At 66.3% G+C, this 19127-nt stretch carries 14 protein-coding genes and 1 tRNA gene; 9 read left to right on the forward strand and 6 right to left on the reverse strand.

Translation table 11 applies throughout. The features are described from left to right. Positions 1–22 precede the first annotated feature (22 nt). From ASE00_RS03895 to ASE00_RS03925, 7 genes are all read left to right on the forward strand, one after another. The gene (locus tag ASE00_RS03895; RefSeq protein ID WP_056377859.1) at positions 23–2056 is read left to right on the forward strand and encodes a M13 family metallopeptidase; all 2034 of its coding nucleotides are present in this window, start codon (positions 23–25) and stop codon (positions 2054–2056) included. 43 nt (positions 2057–2099) lie between these two features. After that, on the forward strand, positions 2100–4523 hold the full coding sequence (locus ASE00_RS03900) for a response regulator (protein WP_056377860.1): 2424 nt from the start codon (positions 2100–2102) through the stop codon (positions 4521–4523). A 116-nt stretch (positions 4524–4639) separates the two neighbouring features. After that, complete coding sequence (gene recA / locus ASE00_RS03905) at positions 4640–5713, forward strand: recombinase RecA (protein ID WP_056377861.1); 1074 nt, start codon at positions 4640–4642, stop codon at positions 5711–5713. Positions 5714–5723: 10 nt separating this feature from the next. Continuing rightward, positions 5724–6068 carry a VOC family protein gene (locus ASE00_RS03910; protein WP_200957869.1) on the forward strand — a complete coding sequence of 115 codons (345 nt, stop codon included), beginning with the start codon at positions 5724–5726 and terminating at the stop codon, positions 6066–6068. Positions 6069–6102: 34 nt separating this feature from the next. After that, a complete protein-coding gene (locus tag ASE00_RS03915; protein ID WP_056377862.1) occupies positions 6103–6729 on the forward strand; it encodes a glutathione S-transferase family protein in 627 nt (208 codons plus the stop codon). Positions 6730–6848: 119 nt separating this feature from the next. Further along, positions 6849–9500: an alanine--tRNA ligase gene (gene alaS / locus ASE00_RS03920; protein WP_056377863.1), complete on the forward strand. Its 2652-nt coding sequence runs from the start codon at positions 6849–6851 to the stop codon at positions 9498–9500. A 142-nt stretch (positions 9501–9642) separates the two neighbouring features. Continuing rightward, positions 9643–10278 carry a hypothetical protein gene (locus ASE00_RS03925; protein WP_235538535.1) on the forward strand — a complete coding sequence of 212 codons (636 nt, stop codon included), beginning with the start codon at positions 9643–9645 and terminating at the stop codon, positions 10276–10278. A gap of 164 nt (positions 10279–10442) precedes the next feature. Here the strand turns inward: ASE00_RS03925 and ASE00_RS03930 are convergent. The 6 genes from ASE00_RS03930 to ASE00_RS03955 form a co-directional block, all read right to left on the reverse strand. Beyond that, a tRNA-Lys gene (locus ASE00_RS03930) sits at positions 10443–10518 on the reverse strand. Between the two features lie 157 nt (positions 10519–10675). Next, the gene (gene rodA, locus ASE00_RS03935) at positions 10676–11776 is read right to left on the reverse strand and encodes a rod shape-determining protein RodA (protein ID WP_056377865.1); all 1101 of its coding nucleotides are present in this window, start codon (positions 11774–11776) and stop codon (positions 10676–10678) included. After that, entirely contained in the window at positions 11773–13791 is a 2019-nt protein-coding gene (mrdA, locus tag ASE00_RS03940) for a penicillin-binding protein 2 (protein WP_056379290.1), read from the reverse strand. The genes rodA and mrdA overlap by 4 nt, the downstream gene beginning before the upstream one ends. Next, entirely contained in the window at positions 13788–14303 is a 516-nt protein-coding gene (gene mreD / locus ASE00_RS03945) for a rod shape-determining protein MreD (protein WP_056377866.1), read from the reverse strand. Before mreD ends, mrdA begins: the two co-directional genes overlap by 4 nt. Beyond that, positions 14300–15175, reverse strand: coding sequence for a rod shape-determining protein MreC (gene mreC / locus ASE00_RS03950; protein WP_056377867.1), 876 nt, complete (start codon positions 15173–15175; stop codon positions 14300–14302). The genes mreD and mreC overlap by 4 nt, the downstream gene beginning before the upstream one ends. 16 nt (positions 15176–15191) lie before the next feature. Then, entirely contained in the window at positions 15192–16232 is a 1041-nt protein-coding gene (locus ASE00_RS03955; RefSeq protein ID WP_056377868.1) for a rod shape-determining protein, read from the reverse strand. Between the two features lie 129 nt (positions 16233–16361). Between ASE00_RS03955 and mutL the strand changes: the two genes are divergently transcribed. After that, positions 16362–18137, forward strand: a complete 1776-nt coding sequence (mutL, locus tag ASE00_RS03960) for a DNA mismatch repair endonuclease MutL (RefSeq protein WP_056377869.1) — start codon at positions 16362–16364, stop codon at positions 18135–18137. A gap of 10 nt (positions 18138–18147) precedes the next feature. Continuing rightward, entirely contained in the window at positions 18148–19071 is a 924-nt protein-coding gene (locus tag ASE00_RS03965) for a DMT family transporter (protein ID WP_056377870.1), read from the forward strand. Positions 19072–19127 lie beyond the last annotated feature (56 nt).

The following is a 19127-nucleotide window of genomic DNA, read 5'->3' on the forward strand; positions in this document are numbered from 1 at the left end:
CAGATCATACACCGAGGTTTCCATGAAATATTTCCTGATCGCCCTTGCGGCGAGCAGCATGATCGTTCCCGTCACGATGACGGCGGCGAAGGGCCCGTCCGCACATTCGCCAGCCAAGCCGACCTATGGCAACTTCGGCTTCGATACCGCGGGCATGGACCGGAGCGTCAAACCGGGCCAGGATTTCTATGAGTTCGCCAACGGCAACTGGGCCAAGTCGACGCCGATCCCGGCTGACCGCTCCAATTTCGGCATGTTCACCGTGCTCGATGATCTCTCGACCCAGCGCAGCCATGAGATATTGGAAAAGGCCGCCGCCGCACCAGGCAGCCGAATGGGCGACTTCTACGCGAGCTTCATGGACGAGCAGGCGGCGGACCGCGCCGGTATCACGCCGCTGAAGCCGACGCTCGACGCGATCAAGGCGCTTGACGGCAAGACTGCAGTGGCTGCCAAGATGGGCGATTTGCTGCGCATCGGCATGGCGACGCCGTTCCGCATTTATGTCGATCAGGACGATAAGGACCCCGACAGCTATATCGTCCAGATGCGCCAGCGCGGCCTGGGCATGCCCGACCGCGACTATTATCTGAAGACCGATGCGGAGATCGCCAAGACCCGTGCCGCCTATCAGGATTATGTCGCCCGGCTGTTGACGATGGCGGGCGAGCCGAACGGGGCCGAGCGCGCCGCGAAAGTGCTCGCCTTCGAAACCCAGCTGGCGACGGTGCAGTGGACCCGCGTCGACAGCCGCGACAGCACCAAGACCTACAACAAGTGGCAGCGCGCCGATTTCGCGCGCAACGCGCCCGGCTTCGACTGGGACGCCTATTTCAAGGCGGCGGGGATCGATGGCCAGGGGGCCATTCTGGTCGCGCAGCCCACAGCCTTCACGGGTATGGCGCAGGCGATCGGGGCCGCGCCGATCGACGTGCTCAAGGATTATCTGCTCGTCGCGGCGCTCAACGCCGAAGCCCCCTATCTGTCGAAGCCCTTCGTCGACGCCGAGTTCGCGTTCAACCAGACGGTGCTGTCGGGCACGCCCGAGATCCAGAAGCGGTGGAAGCGCGGTGTGACGCTGGTCAAGGACCTGATCGGCGAGGACCTCGGCCAGGAATATGTGAAGCTCTATTTCACGCCCGAAACCAAGGCGGCCGCCGACGAGCTGGTCCGCAACGTCATCGCCGCGATGGGCAAGCGGATCGACGGGTTGCGCTGGATGTCGGCGGAGACCAAGGTCAAGGCGCGCGCCAAGCTGGCGGCATTCACACCCAAGATCGGCTATCCCAGCAAGTGGCGGGACTATTCGGCGCTGGAGATCAGGCGCGGCGATCTGCTCGGCAATGTGATGCGCGCCCAGGCCTTCGAATGGCAGCGCGGCCTCGACAAGCTCGGCAAGCCGATCGACCGCACCGAATGGCAGATGACGCCGATGGAAATCAACGCCTACGCCAATTTCGGAATGAACGAGATCGTTTTCCCGGCCGCTATCCTGCAGCCGCCTTTCTTCGATCCGCATGCCGATCAGGCGGTCAACTATGGCGGCATCGGCGCGGTGATCGGCCACGAGATCAGCCATCATTTCGACGATCAGGGCGCGAAATACGACATGCACGGCCGGCTGTCCGACTGGTGGACGGCCGAAGACGTCAAGCGCTTCGGCGCGCTGACCAATCAGGTCGTCAAACAATATGACGCTTATGAACCGCTGCCGGGCATGCATGTCCAGGGGGCGCTGACCCAGGGGGAGAATATCGCCGATCTCGCCGGCCTCACCGTCGCCTATGAGGCCTATCATATGGCGTTGAAGGGCAGGAAGGCGCCGGTCCTCGACGGTTTCACCGGAGACCAGCGCTTCTATCTGGGCTGGGCGCAGGTGTGGCGGCGCAACTATCGCGAGGCCAATCTCCGCCAGCGGCTGCTGACCGACCCGCATTCGCCCTCGGTCCAGCGCAGCTGGGTGGTTCGCAATCTGGACCCTTTCTATCCGGCCTATGACGTCAAGGCGGGCGAGGCGATGTATCTCGCCCCGGCCGATCGCATCCGGATCTGGTGAAGCCCGCTTGACGAGGCCATGGGGGCGGGGGGACAAGGCGGCCATGCCGACTTCGCTCCCCGCCACGACCATGTCCGCTTCATCCGGGCGCGTGGTGCTGAATGCCCTGCTCGGATTGCTGACGCTGGTCGCCTCGGTGGGCATGGCGGGCATGATCTGGGGCGCGACCGACAATCTCCTGGTCGCGGGCCTGTTCATGCTCGCCTTCTGCCTGGGCATCGGCATGATCCTGCTGGTCGCGATGATTCGCGCCCAGATCCATGTCCGCCCCGTCCGGCAGACCGATATCGGCTTGTTGCGCGGCAGCATCGAGGATGCGGAGACGGCGATCGCGATCACTGGGCCGGGCGGGGAGCTGATCTGCGCCAATCGGCCGTTCGAAGCATGGTTCGGCGGCCTGCCGGTGCCGCCGCAACTGCCCCTCGAACTCGACGTCCGGACCCGGCTCGCCGCCGCCGCTGTGGCGGCCCGGCGCGATGGGCGCGCGGCGCTGTCCAAGGTGCAGACCGACCGTGGCTTCATCGACGTGATCGTGCGCCGCGCGGGTAATGAGGATGGCCACCTGGTGTGGCGCTTCCGCCGCTCGGGCCAGTTCGACAGTGTATCCGATATGGTGCGCATCCTGGGCAGCGACATCGGCCGGCGGATCGGCAGCGCCGGAGTGATGGCGGCGCTCGTCGACGGCAACGGTATCGGCATCGAGGCCAACCGCGTCTTCCTGCAGCGCGCTTTGGGATCCGCCGAAGCGCCGAGCGCAGGGTGGGCCTTCGCCGAACTGCTGCGCAGCGATGGCGACGTCATCCGCCTTGCCGCCGATCCGGCCAGCGCCGATCCGGTGCGGCTGATCCAGATTCCGCTCGACGAGCAGAGCGCCGTTAATGCGACGCTTTTCCTGCTCCTCGACGAACCGGCGGGCGCCGCGGGCAGTGCCACCCGCGCGGCCGCGACCGGCGACCTTCACGCCCTGCTCGGCATGTTGCCGCTGGGCCTTGCCGTAGCCGAGCGCGATGGCCGGGTGTTGTTCATGAACGCGCCGTTCCGCCGGGCGGCGGGGCTGGGTCCCGACTCGGCGATCGTTTATCCGGGCGATCTGGTCGTCGAGGAGGACAAGGCGGCGGTGTCAGATGCCGTTCGCCGCTTCTCGGCGGGCCGCGGGTCGGCCAGCGACCTGTCGGTGCGGCTCAAGGCGCGGCCCGAGGAGAATGTCTCGCTCACCATCGCGGCGGCCAAGGGGCTGGGCAATGCCGCGGTTCTCCTCAGCCTCAAGGACAATAGCGAGGAATCGAAGCTGAAGCGCCAGGTGGCGCAGGCGATGAAGATGCAGGCGGTCGGCCAGCTTGCCGGCGGCGTCGCGCATGACTTCAACAATATCCTGACCGCGATCATCGGCCATTGCGACCTGATGACGATGCGCCACATTCCCGGCGACAGCGATTATGACGACATCCAGCAGATCAAGCATAATTCGAACCGCGCGGCGGCCCTGACCCGCCAGTTGCTGGCCTTTTCACGCCAGCAGACGCTGCGCCCGCAGATCCTGCAGATTCCCGACGTCATCTCGGAAATCTCAAACCTTCTCAAGCGGCTGCTTGGCGAGACGGTGCATCTCGAGGTCCGGCACGGCCGCAACCTCGGCACCGTGCGCGCCGATCCTGGGCAGCTGGAGCAGGTGATCGTCAACCTCGCGGTCAACGCGCGCGACGCCATGCCCGATGGCGGCACGCTGACGATCCAGACCTATGGCCTCTCCCAGGCCGACGTCCGGCGGCTCGGCATCGAGATCATGCCCGTCACCGAATATACCGCGATGAAGGTGACCGACACCGGCAGCGGCATCGCGCCTGATATCATCACCAAGATCTTCGAGCCCTTCTTCACCACGAAGGAGGTCGGCAAGGGCACCGGCCTCGGCCTGTCCACCGTCTACGGTATCGTCAAGCAGACCGGCGGGTTCATCTTCGCCGAGAGCGAGATCGGCAGGGGCACGAGCTTCGTCATCTATCTGCCGGTCCATGAGGCGCCGGCCAATGTCGCGGCCCCGCGCGCCGCGCCCAAGGAGGCCAGCCCCGAATTGTGGGGGACGGGCACGATCCTGCTGGTCGAGGACGAGGCGATGGTGCGCGCCGTCGCCGAGCGCGCGCTGGCACGGCAGGGCTACAAGATCCTCACCGCGACGAACGGGGAGGAGGGGCTGGAGGTGATAGAGGCGGGGACGGAGCCGATCGATCTCGTCATTTCCGATGTGGTGATGCCGACGATGGACGGCCCGACCATGGCCCGCGCCGCACGCGAGAAGCGGCCCGATCTGCCGATCATCTTCATGTCGGGCTATGCGGAGGAACAGCTGCGTAAGTCGATCGACCTCGAGAATATCGGCTTCCTGCCCAAGCCCTTCTCGGTCCAGCAGATCGGGCAGGCGGCGCGCGAGGCGCTCGCCGACCACGCACGCGCAGAGGCGGTCGGCTAGCCTCCAAAGCCTGGAACAAACCACGAATGTTTCCCTCTTGTTCTGATGGAACATTATGTGTACACAACTTCCAGTTTGAACGTTCGGGTCACCCGATCTACGAGGGAGTGAACGCAATGGCGGCTCAATTGAAGCTCATCGGATCCGAGAAGGACGCGGCAAATATGGACAGACAAAAGGCCCTCGAAGCCGCACTGGCGCAGATCGATCGCGCCTTCGGCAAGGGCTCGGCGATGAAGCTCGGCTCGCGGGAAGCGATGCAGGTCGAGGCGATCTCGACCGGATCGCTCGGGCTCGATATCGCGCTGGGCATCGGCGGTCTGCCGAAGGGCCGTATCGTCGAAATATTCGGGCCGGAAAGCTCGGGCAAGACCACGCTGGCGCTCCACGCGATCGCCGAGGCGCAGAAGGCGGGCGGCACCGCCGCCTTCGTCGACGCCGAACATGCGCTCGACCCGGTCTATGCCAAGAAGCTGGGCGTCGACATCGACGAACTGATCGTCTCGCAGCCCGACACGGGCGAGCAGGCGCTCGAGATCGCCGACACGCTGGTGCGTTCGAACGCGATCGACGTGCTGGTGATCGATTCGGTCGCGGCGCTGGTGCCGAGGGCCGAAATCGAGGGTGAGATGGGCGACAGCCATGTCGGCCTGCAGGCCCGCCTGATGAGCCAGGCGCTGCGCAAGATCACCGGTTCGATCAGCCGTTCGAAGTGCCTCGTCATCTTCATCAATCAGATCCGCATGAAGATCGGCGTGATGTATGGTTCGCCCGAGACGACGACCGGCGGCAACGCGCTCAAATTCTACGCCTCGGTCCGGCTCGATATCCGCCGCACTGGTTCGATCAAGGATCGCGACGAGGTCGTCGGCAACGCGACCCGCGTTAAGGTCGTCAAGAACAAGGTCGCGCCGCCGTTCAAGCAGGTCGAGTTCGACATCATGTATGGCGAGGGCGTGTCCAAGGTCGGCGAACTTATCGATCTCGGCGTCAAGGCCGGGCTGGTCGAGAAGTCGGGCGCCTGGTTCAGCTATGATTCGATCCGCATCGGTCAGGGCCGCGAGAACTCCAAGACCTACCTCCGCGAGAACCCTGAGCTGGCCGCCAAGCTCGAAGCGGCAATCCGCGGCAACAGCGACGATGTCGGCGAGGCGCTGATGGCCGGCCCGTCCGAGGACGACGATCTCTGAGGAACGCGCGATGATCGCACGTCTCAACTATGTCGAGCTGCCGGTCGGTGACACCGCCGGCAGCAAGGCCTTCTTCGAAAAGGCCTTTGGCTGGTCGCTCACCGGCTTCGGACCCGACTATGCCGCGACGATGGGGCAGGGCACCGATCTTGGCCTCAACGGCGATCCGGCCGAAGCGACCAAGGGGCCGCTCGCGGTGATCGAGACCGACGATCTCGAGGCCGCGCAGGCTTCGGTCGAGGCGGCGGGCGGCGTAATCGTCCGGCCGATATTCGCCTTCCCCGGTGGCCGCCGCTTCCACTTCCGCGAGCCTTCGGGTAACGAATTGGCCGTCTATGTGAACGAGCCGGGCTGACGGGGGTGTCTGCGGCTCATTCATGGGAGCCGGCATGACGATCATCGTCCACCATCTCGAAAATTCACGATCGCAGCGCATCCTCTGGCTGCTCGAAGAACTCGGCCTTCCCTATCAGGTGACGCGCTACGAGCGCGACAGGAAGACGATGCTCGCGCCGCCCGAGCTCAAGAAGCTTCATCCGCTCGGCAAATCGCCCCTGATCGAGCATGATGGCCGCATCATCGCCGAGACGGCGACGATCGTCGAATATCTGGTGGCGATCGCGGGCGGCCGCCTCGGCCCGCCCGAAGGCCCCGATGCCGCGCTGCGCTGGCGCTATTTCCTCGATTATGCCGAAGGCTCGCTGATGCCGCCGCTGCTCCTGTCGCTCATGATAGGGCGGATGGGACCCTTTGGCTGGCCCGCGCGCAAGTTCGTCACCCGCTTCGCGATGACGCATATCGATTATGTCGAAGCTGAACTCAGCAAGCGGCCATGGTTCGCCGGGGACGCCTTCACCGCCGCCGACGTCATGATGAGCTTCCCCCTCGAAGCCGCGCGCCAGCGCCTCAAGCTCGACGGCAAACGCCCGACCATCATCGACTGGCTCGATCGCATCCATACCCGCCCTGCCTATCAGGCGGCGTTGGAAAAGGGCGGGCCATACGCTTTTGCGTGAGGTGAAAAAGCTCTATCGCGGCGTCCTGGCGGGGCATGCCGAGCCAGGCTCGGCATGACGATACCCCGAAACATGCCGAACCGCTTGAGAAGCGGCCCTCGCTCGCCTAAGCCGCACCCATGACCTCGACCAACGACATCCGCCGCTCGTTCCTCGACCATTTCGCGAAGGAGGGGCACGCCCCGGTGCCATCGGCGCCGCTGGTGCCGCACAACGATCCCACGCTGATGTTCGTCAATGCGGGCATGGTGCCGTTCAAGAATGTCTTCACCGGCCTGGAGACACGCCCTTATTCGACCGCGACCTCGTCGCAGAAGTGCGTGCGCGCCGGCGGCAAGCATAATGACCTCGACAATGTGGGGTACACGGCGCGGCACCACACTTTCTTCGAGATGCTCGGCAATTTCTCGTTCGGCGATTATTTCAAGGAACGCGCGATCGGCCTCGCCTGGAGCCTGCTGACCGGCACTTGGGGCATCCCCAAGGACAAGCTGACCGTCACCGTCTATCATACCGACGACGAAGCGTTCGATCTCTGGAAGAAGATCGGCATGCCCGAGAGCCGGATCATCCGCATCCCCACCTCGGACAATTTCTGGTCGATGGGCGACACCGGCCCCTGCGGTCCCTGTTCCGAAATCTTCTACGATCATGGCGACCATATCTATGGCGGTCCTCCCGGCGGCCCGGAGGAGGACGGCGACCGCTTCGTCGAGATCTGGAACCTCGTCTTCATGCAATATGAGCAGGTCGACAAGGAGACCCGCATCGACCTGCCCAAGCCGTCGATCGACACCGGCATGGGGCTGGAGCGGATCGCCGCGGTGCTGCAGGGCGTCCATGACAATTACGACACCGACACCTTCAGGGCGCTGATCGCTGCCTCGGGCGAGCTGACGAAGACCGCCACCGACGGCGCGAACAAGGCGTCGCATCGGGTGATCGCCGATCACCTCCGCGCCGCGGGTTTCCTCGTCGCCGACGGCGTGCTGCCCGCCAATGAGGGCCGCGGCTATGTGTTGCGGCGGATCATGCGCCGCGCGATGCGCCACGCCCATCTGCTGGGCGCGGCCGAGCCGCTGATGCACCGCCTGGTGCCCAGCCTGGTTGCCGAGATGGGCGCGGCCTATCCCGATCTCGTCCGCGCGCAGCCGCTGATCGAGGAGACGCTGAAGCTCGAGGAAACGCGCTTCCGCCAGACACTCGCCAATGGCCTTCGCCTGCTCGACGAGGCGACGGGCGGCATGAAGGCTGGCGATGTCCTGCCCGGCGCAGTCGCCTTCAAGCTCTACGACACCTTCGGCTTTCCCTATGACCTGACCGAGGACGCCCTGCGCGCCCAGGATCTCGGCGTCGACCGCGCCGGCTTCGATGCGGCGATGGCCGAGCAGAAGGCCGCGGCGCGCGCTGCCTGGAAAGGCTCGGGCGAGAAGGCGTCGGATGAGGTCTGGTTCGACATCGCCGAGGAACATGGCGGCACCGAGTTCACAGGCTATGTCAGCGAGGAAGGCGACGGCCAGCTGCTCGCGATCGTCAAGGACGGCAAGCGTGTCGACGCCGCCGCGGCGGGCGACGAGGTCACCCTCGTTACCAACCAGACGCCTTTCTACGGCGAAAGCGGCGGCCAGATGGGCGATGCCGGCCGGATCACCGGCGATAATGGCCTGGTCATCGAGATCAGCGATACCGCGAAGCCGCTCGGCCGCATCCACGCGCATCGCGGCAAGGTGGTGAGCGGCGGCGTCAAGCCGGGCGACGCGCTGCATCTGAGCGTCGACGGTACGCGCCGGACGCAGATCCGCGCCAACCATTCGGCGACCCACCTGCTGCACGCGGCGCTGCGCAAGCGCCTGGGCGGCCACGTCACCCAGAAGGGCAGCCTAGTCGCTGCCGATCGCCTGCGGTTCGACTTCTCGCACCCCAAGGCGCTGAGCCCTGAGGATATCGCGGCGGTGGAAGCCGAGGTGAACCTGCACATCCGCGAGAATGACGAGGTCATGACCCGGCTGATGACCCCTGACGCGGCGATCGAAGCGGGCGCGATGGCGCTGTTCGGCGAGAAATATGGCGAGGAAGTCCGCGTCCTGTCGATGGGCCGGGCCGATGACAACAGCTATTCGGTCGAGCTGTGCGGCGGCACGCATGTCTCCGCGCTCGGCGATATCGCGCTGTTCAAGATCGTCTCCGAGAGCGCGGTGTCGAGCGGGGTGCGCCGCATTGAGGCGCTGACCGGCGAGGCGGCCCGGCTGTGGCTGACCCAGCGCGACGAGCGGCTGAAGGAAGCCGCTGCCGCCCTCAGGACGTCGCCCGACGATGTCCCCGCGCGGATCGCTGCGCTGGTCGAGGAGCGTCGCAAGCTCGAGCGCGAACTTGCGGAGGCCAGGAAGGCGCTGGCGCTGGGCGGCGGAGGCAAGGCCGAAGCGGCGGGGCCGGAAGATGTGGCCGGCGTGAAGTTCCTGGCGCAGGTCATCGAAGGTCTCGATCCCAAGGGGCTGCGGGGCCTCGTCGATGATGCGAAAACGGGTCTCGGGTCGGGCGTGTCGCTGATCGTCGGGATCAATGAAGGCCGCGCCAGCGTCGCCGCTGGCGTGACCGGCGACCTGACCGACCGGATCAGCGCGGTCGATCTCGTCAAGGCGGCGGTGGCGGCGCTGGGCGGGCAGGGCGGCGGCGGAAGGCCGGACATGGCGCAGGGCGGCGGTCCTGACGGCGGCAAGGCAAGCGAGGCCGTCGCGGCGGTGCGCGATGCGCTGGCCAGGGTGCCGGCCTGACGCGGACGGGTCCGTTTCAGGACGGTCCATCGGGCGGAGCGGTCGTTGGTCGATTCGCGCGGGACAGCCATCCTGCGATAAAGAAGGTGATGGCGCCGTCCCGGTACGGCAGTAGCGGGCTCAACAGAATAGCGGGAGCAGCATGAAGGATAGTGACGATACGGCCTCGGCGCGCCGTGCAAGTGCGTCCGAGCGCATTCTCCGTGCCTTGGCGGCGGAGTTTCCGCGGCTGCTCGACCGGCAGAGCCTGCTCGACAGCCCGTCGCTGCTCAAATGGTTCGAGAAGGATGGCGAACCCGGCCTGAGCGAGAATGAGCGGCAGGCGGTCGCCCGGGCGCTGTCACGGCTGATCAGCGACGGGACGATCGGCGAGGTCCTATGGCCGCGCGGCCATTCGGAAAAGATCCAGCTGCCCGAACAGGGCATGATCGCGGTGTCGGTCGATCTCGGCTCGTTGCGCGAGGAACGGCTGTCCTGGGAAGGGACGCGCGAAGGCGCCGAGCCGTCGCAGGAGCGCATCGTCACCGAGATCATCGACCGGTCGCGAATCTGGATCGAGGAGAATCTCGATGGCGGCAAGCTGCCGTTGTTGCTGACCAACGCCAGCATCATCCACGGTTCGAACGCCTTCGACATCCTGATCAGCGCGTCCTACCGCAACCCCTACAACCTGCTGCGCTACACGCGCGAGGTCGTCCAGGTGGTGAACCATGTCGCGGGCACGCACACGATGCTGGTGGCGCAGAATTACGGCTTCCCGAACTTCGGCGCGAAATAAGGCGCCGACGCGCCAGCCGAATGCTCGCTTGACGAAGGCGGAGGCCTGTCCCCCGACCCGCGCGTCACGAATGCGGGGCGCTGCTCCATCTGCGGCATTGCGCGCGGACATGCCGGGCGACCGGTCGGCCGATGTCTTAGCTAAAATATTGATTTTAAGGGATTTGGTGGACGCACTAGGGCTCGAACCTAGGACCCGCTGATTAAGAGTCAGCTGCTCTACCAACTGAGCTATGCGTCCACTTATCCGTCTGTCGGGTGTTGGCTTCCCGTCGTGGAGGCGCGCCATTAGCATCGGGTCGGGCGGGATGTAAACCGTCTTCAACGATAATTTTTCGGAGCCGTGACTTTCTTCCGAAAAACGCCCGAAAATGGCGGCCTACCGGTTAAGATCAGGATCAGGCCGGGCGTGACGAGCGGTCGATCGCCATCAGCATGCCGATGCAGATCAGCACGGTCATCATCGCCGAGCCGCCGAACGACACCATCGGCAGCGGTATGCCGACGACGGGCGCCAGCCCCATCACCATCATCAGGTTGATCGCGACATAGAAGAAGATCGTGGTGGCGAGCCCCGCGGCGGTCAGCCGGGCGAAGCGGCTGCGCGCACGGCCTGCCACGCGCATGCCCCAGCGGATCACCAGCATATAGGCGAGGATCAGCAGGACGCCGCCGGCCAGCCCCCATTCCTCCGCCATCGTCGCGAAGACGAAGTCGGTGTGACGTTCGGGGAGATAGTCGAGATGGCTCTGGGTGCCGTCGAGGAAGCCCTTGCCGAACACCCCGCCCGATCCGATCGCGATCTTCGACTGGATGATGTGGTAACCGGTGCCGAGCGGGTCGTTCTCGGGGTTGAGGAAGGTCGTGATCCGGTCGCGCTGATAGTCGTGCATCAGCGAATAGGCGATCGGGAAAGCGGCCGCGAGCGCCAGCGCCGCGCCGCCGAACAGGCGCAGCGGCAGCCCGGCGAGAAAGGCGACGGTGATGCCGCCCGCGCAGATCATCAGCGCGGTGCCCAGATCGGGCTGGACGAGCACGAGCAGGGCGGGGACGCCGATCAGCAGCGCGGGCGGCCACACCGCGCTCCAGCGGCGGATTTCGCTCGCGGGCAGAAGATCGTAGAAGCGCGCCACGGCGAGGACGATCACCGGCTTCATCAGTTCGGACGGCTGCAGCCGGATGAAGCCGAGATCGAGCCAGCGCCGGCTGCCTCCCCCGACGAAGCCGAACAGCTCCACGGCCATCAGCAGCAGAACCAGGACGGCATAGGTGGGCAGCGCCGCCATCTTGAGCCGCGCTTCGCCGGCCCAGGAGATGAAGATCGCCAGGCCGATGAACATCAGGAAGCGGATGCCCTGGGACAGCGCCCATGGCGTCATGCTGCCGCCGGCGGCCGAATAGAGCACGATCAGGCCGAAACCCCCGATCGCGGCAACCAGCGCGAGCACGCGCCAGGGCAGATGCTGCAGCGGCGCGGGGACGATGGAATCGCGGCTCATTCGAGGTCCGCCTCGCTCTGGCCGGGGGCCGCGGCCGGCGGTGGCGCGGGCGCGGCGGCGGGCGGCGGGGAGGGGGCGTCGGCCGCCATTGGCTCGGGGTCGTTGCGATGGCTCCAGGCCTCGGCCTTGCGCGCCATCCGCGCCTCGATCGAGCCGCCCCAGCCTTCCTCGAGGAAAGCCAGCCGTTCCTCGGCCCGCTTGCGATCGTACATATAGGTGATCATGTCGCGCGCGATCGGCGCGCCCGCCGCGCCGTGCATGCCATGCTCGATCACGACAGCCACCGCATAGCGGGGATCGACCACCGGCGCGAAGCCGACGAACAGGCCATGGTCGCGATATTTCCAGGGCACGCCATAGCCGCCGAACTCGCCGCCCGCCGCGCGCATCGCCATGGTGATGCGGCGGACCTGCGCGGTGCCGGTCTTGCCCGCCATCAGCGTGTTGGCATCGAGGTTCAGCCGCCCCGAACCGCCCGTGCCGAACGGACCGTTGACGACGCCGCTCATCGCATCGCGGACGAGCGCGAGATGCTCGGGCGAGACATCGAGCGCGCCGCCTTGCGGGGGATAGCGCTTGTTGACGATCAGTCGGGGGGCGAGGGCGGTGCCGCTGGCGATCCGGGCGGCCATCACCGCCAGCTGGAGCGGATTGGCGAGCATATAGCCCTGGCCGATCGTCGCGTTGAGCGTGTCGGCGGTCGTCCAGCGCGCGCCCTTGTAGCGGCGCGCCTTCCACTCGGTATCGGGCACCGTGCCATAGCGCTGCGACGGCATCGGCAATTCATATTCCTCGCCGAGGCCCAGTTGCCGCGCCATCGCCGCGATCCGGTCGATCCCGATCAACCGCGCCATGGTGTAGAAATATATGTCGCAACTCGCCGCGACGGCCCGGTGCATGTCGACGCTGCCGTGCCCGCCGTGCCGCCAGCAGTGGAAATAGCTGTTGCCGAGCCGGTATCTTCCCGAACAGGTGACGGTCTGGTTGGGGTCCACCCCGGCCTCGAGCAGCGCCAGCGCAACCATTGGCTTGACGGTCGATCCCGGCGGATAGAGCCCCTGCATCACCTTGTTGGTCAGCGGCAGATGATCGTCATTCGACAGCTGGTCCCATTCGGCATGGCTGATGCCGTCGGAAAAGCTGTTCGGATCGAAGGCGGGCATCGACGCCATGGCGAGGATGCCCCCCGTCCGGGTGTCGATCATCACCGCCGAGGCGCTCTCGCTGCCGAGCCGGCTCGCGGTATAGCGTTGCAGCCCCGCGTCGATGGTGAGTTGCAGCGCGTTGCCGACCATTTCCGGCCGGGTCGTCAGCTCGCGGACGACCTTGCCATGCGCGGTGACCTCGCTGCGCTTGGCTCCGGGTTTGCCGCGGAGCCACTTTTCCATTTTCCGTTCAAGACCTTCCTTGCCGATCTTGAATCCGGGTGTGATCAGCAGCGGGTCACGCGTCTTGTCATATTGAGCCGCGGAGGCGGGGCCGACATAGCCGACGAGATGCGCGACAGCTGCGCCCGCGGGATAATAGCGGCCATAGCCGCTGGCGGGCGCGACGCCGGGCAAGGACGATTGCCGCACGCTGACCGCGGCGAAGCGTTCATAATCGATATTCTCGGCGACCGGCACCGGCTGATAGCCGCGCGCCTTGGCGAGATCGTCGCGGATCCGCTCGAGATCGTCGGCGGTCAGCGCAAGCAGTTGCTGAAGCTGGCCGAGGACGGCATCGGCATGTTTCAGCTGATCGGGGATGATGTCGACGCGGAAGGTAGTGCGGTTGATCGCGATCGGCTTGCCGGCGCGATCGATGATCCAGCCGCGGCGCGGCGGCACGAGGGTCAGCTGGACCCGATTGCTTTCGGACAAGGTCGTATAGCGTTCGTTCTGCGCGACGGAGAGCCAGGCCATCCGCGCCGCGAGCAGCCCGCCGACCCCGGCCTGCAGGCCGCCCAGCACGAACGCCCGGCGGGTGAACGAGAAATTCTGGCTCTGTTCGGTGATGATGCGGCCGCGCTTCATCGCTTCAGCCGCCATCGGTCGAGCGATGCGGTCAGCCGCAACACAGCCGGAAAGAGCAGGATAGCGCCGACCAGCTGCGGCATGAGGGTGGACAGCGGGGTATGGCTTGCGAGCGGTTGCGACAGCGCCCAGGCGCCAACGTCGATGGCGGTGATGGCTATGGCGGCGATCAGCCACTCCATCCACCAGTCGCGCCAGACCAGAACATGATCGACCCAATCGAGCACCAGCAGCGCCACCGTCCACAACATCATAGAGGTGCCGAGATAATGACCGCTGATCAGGTCGTCGGCCAGTCCGAGCGGCAGCGCTGCCCAGGCTGCCCATAGTTCCGGCCTCAGCAACCGCCAGGCGAGCAGCAGCATCAGGCCGAAGGGAGGAACGATCGGTTCGGTCGCGATGATCGGGACGAGCCCCATGGTCGAGCCGAGCAGGATCGATCCTACCGGCACCGCGATCGTACGGAGCGGCGGCTTCTCCGCATAGGGGTTAGTGTCGCGGCGCACGATCATGGCTTGGGCTGCGCCGGCAGCTCCTGCACGGGCGCCTGGAAGATGGGATAGACCGTTGCGAAATCGGCGCGAGCGGGATCGGCAAGGGGATGCGCTATCGCCCGGTCGTTGCGCACCGAGGTGATCACGGCAACGGGCACATTAGGCGAATAGACGCCGCCGGTGCCCGAGGTGACGGCCAGATCGCCGCGCCGGAACGGGCTGCCCCCGGCGATCAGTCCGCGTATTTCCATCGTGCCGTCGCCCTGGCCGGTGGCGAGCGCGGCGACCCCGTTGCGGGTGATGCGCACCGGCACGGCGGTTTCGCCATCGGTGAGCAGCAGGACGCGCGACGCGAAGATCCCGCTCTCGAAGACGCGGCCCACCAGGCCCTCGGGCGACCGCACCGTCATGCCCGGCCGCACGCCTTCCGCAGTGCCCGCGGCGAGAGTGGCGAAACGCCGCTGGCCGCTGGGGGTCGATCCGATCAGCCGCGCCGACAATATCGGCGCCGGCAGATGCTCGATAAGACGGGCGAGCTTCTTCAGTCGTGCGTTTTCGGCGGCGATGGCCTTGGCGGCAATCACGGCGCGCCGTTCCGCCGCCAGTTCGCGGCGCAGCGACAGATTCTGGCTGCCCGCCTCGAAATAGGCATCGATCTCCTCGCCGGCGGCATAGAGCCCGCGCACGCCCGCACGGCCTGCACCGGTGAACAGCGCGCTCGCATCGACGACCACGCCGCGCAGCGTCCCAAATGCCTTGGGATCGAAACGCGCGATCAGCAGCAGCGCGAACGCCGCCACCAGCCCGACGGTCGCGATCACATAGCCCGCGAACAGGCCATATTGGACGCGGCGTGAAAAGCCTCGACGCCGGTGGCGGGGCGCCGCCATTGCCGATCAGGGCCGTTCAGGCGGTCTGGAGCACGCCGCGGAAGACCGGGTCTTCCAGCGCGCGTCCGGTGCCCAGCGCAACGCAGGTGAGCGGATCGTCGGCGATCGACACCGGAAGCCCGGTCGCTTCGCGCAGCACTTCGTCGATACCGGTGAGCAGCGCGCCGCCGCCGGTGAGGACGATGCCCTGGTCGACGATGTCGGCGGCCAGTTCGGGCGCGGTGTTTTCCAGCGCGATCCGGACGCCCTCGACGATCGCGGAGACCGGTTCGGTCAGCGCTTCGGCGATCTGCGCCTGGGTAATGGTGATCTCCTTGGGCACGCCGTTGACGAGGTCGCGGCCCTTGATGTGGATCGTCTCGCCCTTGCCGTCGGCCGGCATCTTGGCGACGCCGACTTCCTGCTTGATCCGCTCGGCGGTGGCTTCGCCGATCAGCAGATTATGGTTGCGGCGGACATAGGAACCGATCGCTTCGTCCATCTTGTCGCCGCCGACGCGGACCGAGGTGGTGTAGGCGAGGCCGCGCAGCGACAGCACCGCGACTTCAGTCGTGCCGCCGCCGATATCGACCACCATCGATCCGATCGGTTCGGTGACGGGCATGCCCGCGCCGATCGCGGCGGCCATCGGTTCCTCGATGAGCCAGACCTGCGACGCGCCCGCGTTCGACGCGGCGTCACGGATCGCGCGGCGCTCGACCGATGTCGATCCCGACGGCACGCAGATCACGATTTCGGGCCAGCGCGGGAAGCGGCGCGGCCCATGCACCTTCTGGATGAAGTGCTTGATCATCTGCTCGGCGACGTCGATGTCGGCAATGACGCCATCGCGCAAGGGGCGGATCGCCTCGATCGAGCCGGGGGTCTTGCCCATCATAAGCTTGGCGTCGTCACCGACGGCGCGGACGCGCTTGACGCCATTGATCGTCTCGATCGCCACCACCGACGGCTCGTTCAGGACGATACCCCGACCGCGCACGTAAACGACCGTATTCGCGGTACCGAGGTCGATCGCCATATCGTGCGACATGAATTTGAAATAGCGCTGCAGGAACATGCTTTCGTCCGTCTTTCTTGGCCCGCCCCAAAGCCGGTCTGGCTATGCGCGCATCGCCCCGATGAAGCCCTGAAACCGGGCTGCTATCAAGGGATGCGGAAAGCTGCCGCTTGGGCTAGAGCTAGGGTCATGTCAATACGCCGCCTGCCAGAGCATCTGGTGAATCGCATAGCTGCCGGTGAAGTGGTCGAAAGACCCGCCAGCGCGCTCAAGGAACTTGTCGAGAACGCGATCGACGCGGGAGCGACGCGTGTCTCGGTAAGCCTCTCAGAAGGCGGACTTTCTTCGATCGATGTCGCCGACGACGGATGCGGCATGATGCCCGAGGAGATCGCGCTCGCGCTCGAACGGCATGCGACGTCCAAATTGCCCGACGACGCGATCGAGGCGGTGACGACCCTGGGCTTCCGCGGCGAGGCGCTGCCCTCGATCGGCAGCGTCGCCGACCTGACGATCGAGAGCCGGGTGCGCGGCGCGGATGGCTGGTATCGCCGGATCGATCATGGCCAGCTGGCCGGGGAGGGGCCCGCCGCGCTGCCCCCGGGCACGCGGATCAGGGTATCCAACCTGTTCGCCAAGGTCCCCGCCCGCCGCAAATTCCTGCGCTCGGCGCGCGCCGAATATGCCGCCTGCGTCGACGTCATCAAGCGGCTCGCCATGGCGCGGCCCGATATCGGCTTCACCCTGGAGCATGAGGGGCGGCGGGCGATCCTGACCGCGCCCGGCGAGGCGCGGGTGGACCGCGTCGCGGCGCTGACCGACCGTGACCTGGCCGAGAACAGCGTCGCGGTCGATTTCGCCCGGGAAGCGGTGTCGCTGACGGGGGTCGCCGGGCTCCCGACCTTCAACCGAGGCGTCGCCGACCATCAGTTCCTGTTCGTCAACGGCCGGCCGGTGAAGGACCGGCTGCTGATTGGCGCGGTGCGTGCGGCCTATCAGGACATGCTGGCGCGCGACCGGCATCCGGTGGTGGCGCTGTTCGTCGATTTGCCGGGTGATCTGGTCGACGTGAACGTCCACCCGGCCAAGACCGAGGTCCGCTTCCGCGATCCGGGGCTGGTGCGCGGGATGATCGTCGGCGGCCTGCGCGCCGCGCTCGATGCCGCAGGCCATCGCAGCGTCCAGCGGCCGTCGGCGGGCGCGCTGGGCAATTGGCAGGCAGGCGGCGGATCGCCGTCGCCCTCGTCGATTCCCAACGGCTTCGCCTTTCCCGCCATGGCGGCCGCGAACGGGCAGGGCAGCGTATGGGATCGCGTGGCCGACTATGTGCCGCAGCCGATGGCGCGCGCCGAACCCGCTTATGCCGCGCCGCCGGAGCACAAGGCCTTTCCGATGGGCGTGGCGCGCGGGCAGGTGGCGGCGACCTATATCGTCGCGGAAGCCGAGGATGGTCTCGTGATTGTCGATCAGCATGCCGCGCATGAGCGGCTGGTTCTCGAACGGATGCGCAAGGCGATGGCCGAGGGCGGCGTCTCGCGCCAGGCGCTGCTGTTGCCGGAGGTGGTCGAGCTCGATGACGTCGGCTGCGACCGGCTCGAGGCACGCATCGGTGAGCTCGAGGAAATGGGCCTCGAACTCGAACGCTTCGGTCCGAAGGCGATGCTCGTCCGCGCCACCCCGGCATTGCTCGGGCAGGGCGACGTGCGGGGGCTGGTGGTCGATCTCGCCGATGAATTGGGGGCCTATGATCAGGCGCTGTCGCTGAAGGAGAAGCTCGACCATGTCGCCGCCACCATGGCCTGCCATGGCTCGGTGCGCGCCGGCCGAACCCTGTCGGTCGCCGAGATGAACGCGCTGCTCCGCGAAATGGAGGTGACGCCGCATTCTGGCCAGTGTAACCACGGCCGGCCGACCTGGATCAAGCTCGGGCATGGCGATATCGAGAAACTGTTCGGCCGCAAGTGATCTTCATTCGATGACCCGTGACCGCGCGGCGCTCTACGCCTATCTTTCGCTCATCTTCGTGATGCTCTTCTGGGCCGGCAACGCGATTGTCGGCCGGTTGATGCGCGCCGATGTTCCGCCGTTCACCCTGGCGTTCCTGCGCTGGCTGATCGCCTTCGCGGTGGTTCTGCCGTTGAGCTGGCGGCATCTCCGGGCCGACCGCGCGGCGCTGATACAGGGCTGGAAGCCGATATTGCTGCTGGGTGTGATCGGTGTCGGCAGCTTCAACGGCCTGATGTATCTCGGCCTCCACTTCACCAATGCGACCAATGCCATGCTGTTTCAGGCCGCCGTGCCGGGCCTGGTGCTGCTCGCCGATCGCCTTGTTTTCGCGCAATCCGCACCCGCGGCCCGCGTCGCGGGCGTATTGCTGTCGGCCATTGGCGTCATCATCGTCGTGATCAGGGCCGACATCTCGGTGCTGGCGGGCCTGCATCTCGGCATCGGCGATCTTCTCGTGCTCATCGCGGTCGCGCTCTGGGCGCTCTATACTAGCCTGTTGCGTATCCGGCCGCAGGTGCATTCGCTGAGCTTCCTGGCAGCGACATTCCTGATCGGCATATTCTGCATGGCGCCGATGGCGGTTTGGGAGTGGGCGGCCGGCCATCGTCCGCATGGCGGGCCAGGCACGATCGCCGCCGTGCTCTATGTCGGAATCTTCCCGTCGGTGCTCAGCTATCTGATGTTCAACCGCGCCGTGGAGAAGATCGGAAGCGCGCGCACCGGTCAGACCACCTCCTTGTTGCCGCTGTTCGGTGCGCTGATCGCCGCCGCCGTGCTGGGCGAGAAACTCCATGGCTATCATCTGGCCGGGATGGTCCTCATCCTCGGCGGCATCGCTTTTGGTCTTGCCGCCGATTGGCGGCGAAAAGCGGGAGAGAGGGCGGCCGAATAGCCACGCCCCTCCAAATCTGCCTAAGTCCGATAATATATATTATGTTAAATGGCGAT

The sequence above is a fragment of the Sphingomonas sp. Root710 genome (assembly GCF_001429065.1).
GTDB lineage: Bacteria > Pseudomonadota > Alphaproteobacteria > Sphingomonadales > Sphingomonadaceae > Rhizorhabdus.

Coding starts and splice junctions, on each gene's coding strand:
- ASE00_RS03915 (WP_056377862.1), top strand. CDS start 6,103: ATGACGATCATCGTCCACCATCTCGAAAATTCACGATCGCAGCGCATC.
- mreC (WP_056377867.1), bottom strand. CDS start 15,175: ATGGCGGCGCCCCGCCACCGGCGTCGAGGCTTTTCACGCCGCGTCCAA.
- ASE00_RS03955 (WP_056377868.1), bottom strand. CDS start 16,232: ATGTTCCTGCAGCGCTATTTCAAATTCATGTCGCACGATATGGCGATC.
- alaS (WP_056377863.1), top strand. CDS start 6,849: ATGACCTCGACCAACGACATCCGCCGCTCGTTCCTCGACCATTTCGCG.
- mreD (WP_056377866.1), bottom strand. CDS start 14,303: ATGATCGTGCGCCGCGACACTAACCCCTATGCGGAGAAGCCGCCGCTC.
- recA (WP_056377861.1), top strand. CDS start 4,640: ATGGCGGCTCAATTGAAGCTCATCGGATCCGAGAAGGACGCGGCAAAT.
- mrdA (WP_056379290.1), bottom strand. CDS start 13,791: ATGAAGCGCGGCCGCATCATCACCGAACAGAGCCAGAATTTCTCGTTC.
- ASE00_RS03900 (WP_056377860.1), top strand. CDS start 2,100: ATGCCGACTTCGCTCCCCGCCACGACCATGTCCGCTTCATCCGGGCGC.
- ASE00_RS03925 (WP_235538535.1), top strand. CDS start 9,643: ATGAAGGATAGTGACGATACGGCCTCGGCGCGCCGTGCAAGTGCGTCC.
- ASE00_RS03965 (WP_056377870.1), top strand. CDS start 18,148: ATGACCCGTGACCGCGCGGCGCTCTACGCCTATCTTTCGCTCATCTTC.
- ASE00_RS03910 (WP_200957869.1), top strand. CDS start 5,724: ATGATCGCACGTCTCAACTATGTCGAGCTGCCGGTCGGTGACACCGCC.
- mutL (WP_056377869.1), top strand. CDS start 16,362: ATGTCAATACGCCGCCTGCCAGAGCATCTGGTGAATCGCATAGCTGCC.
- rodA (WP_056377865.1), bottom strand. CDS start 11,776: ATGAGCCGCGATTCCATCGTCCCCGCGCCGCTGCAGCATCTGCCCTGG.
- ASE00_RS03895 (WP_056377859.1), top strand. CDS start 23: ATGAAATATTTCCTGATCGCCCTTGCGGCGAGCAGCATGATCGTTCCC.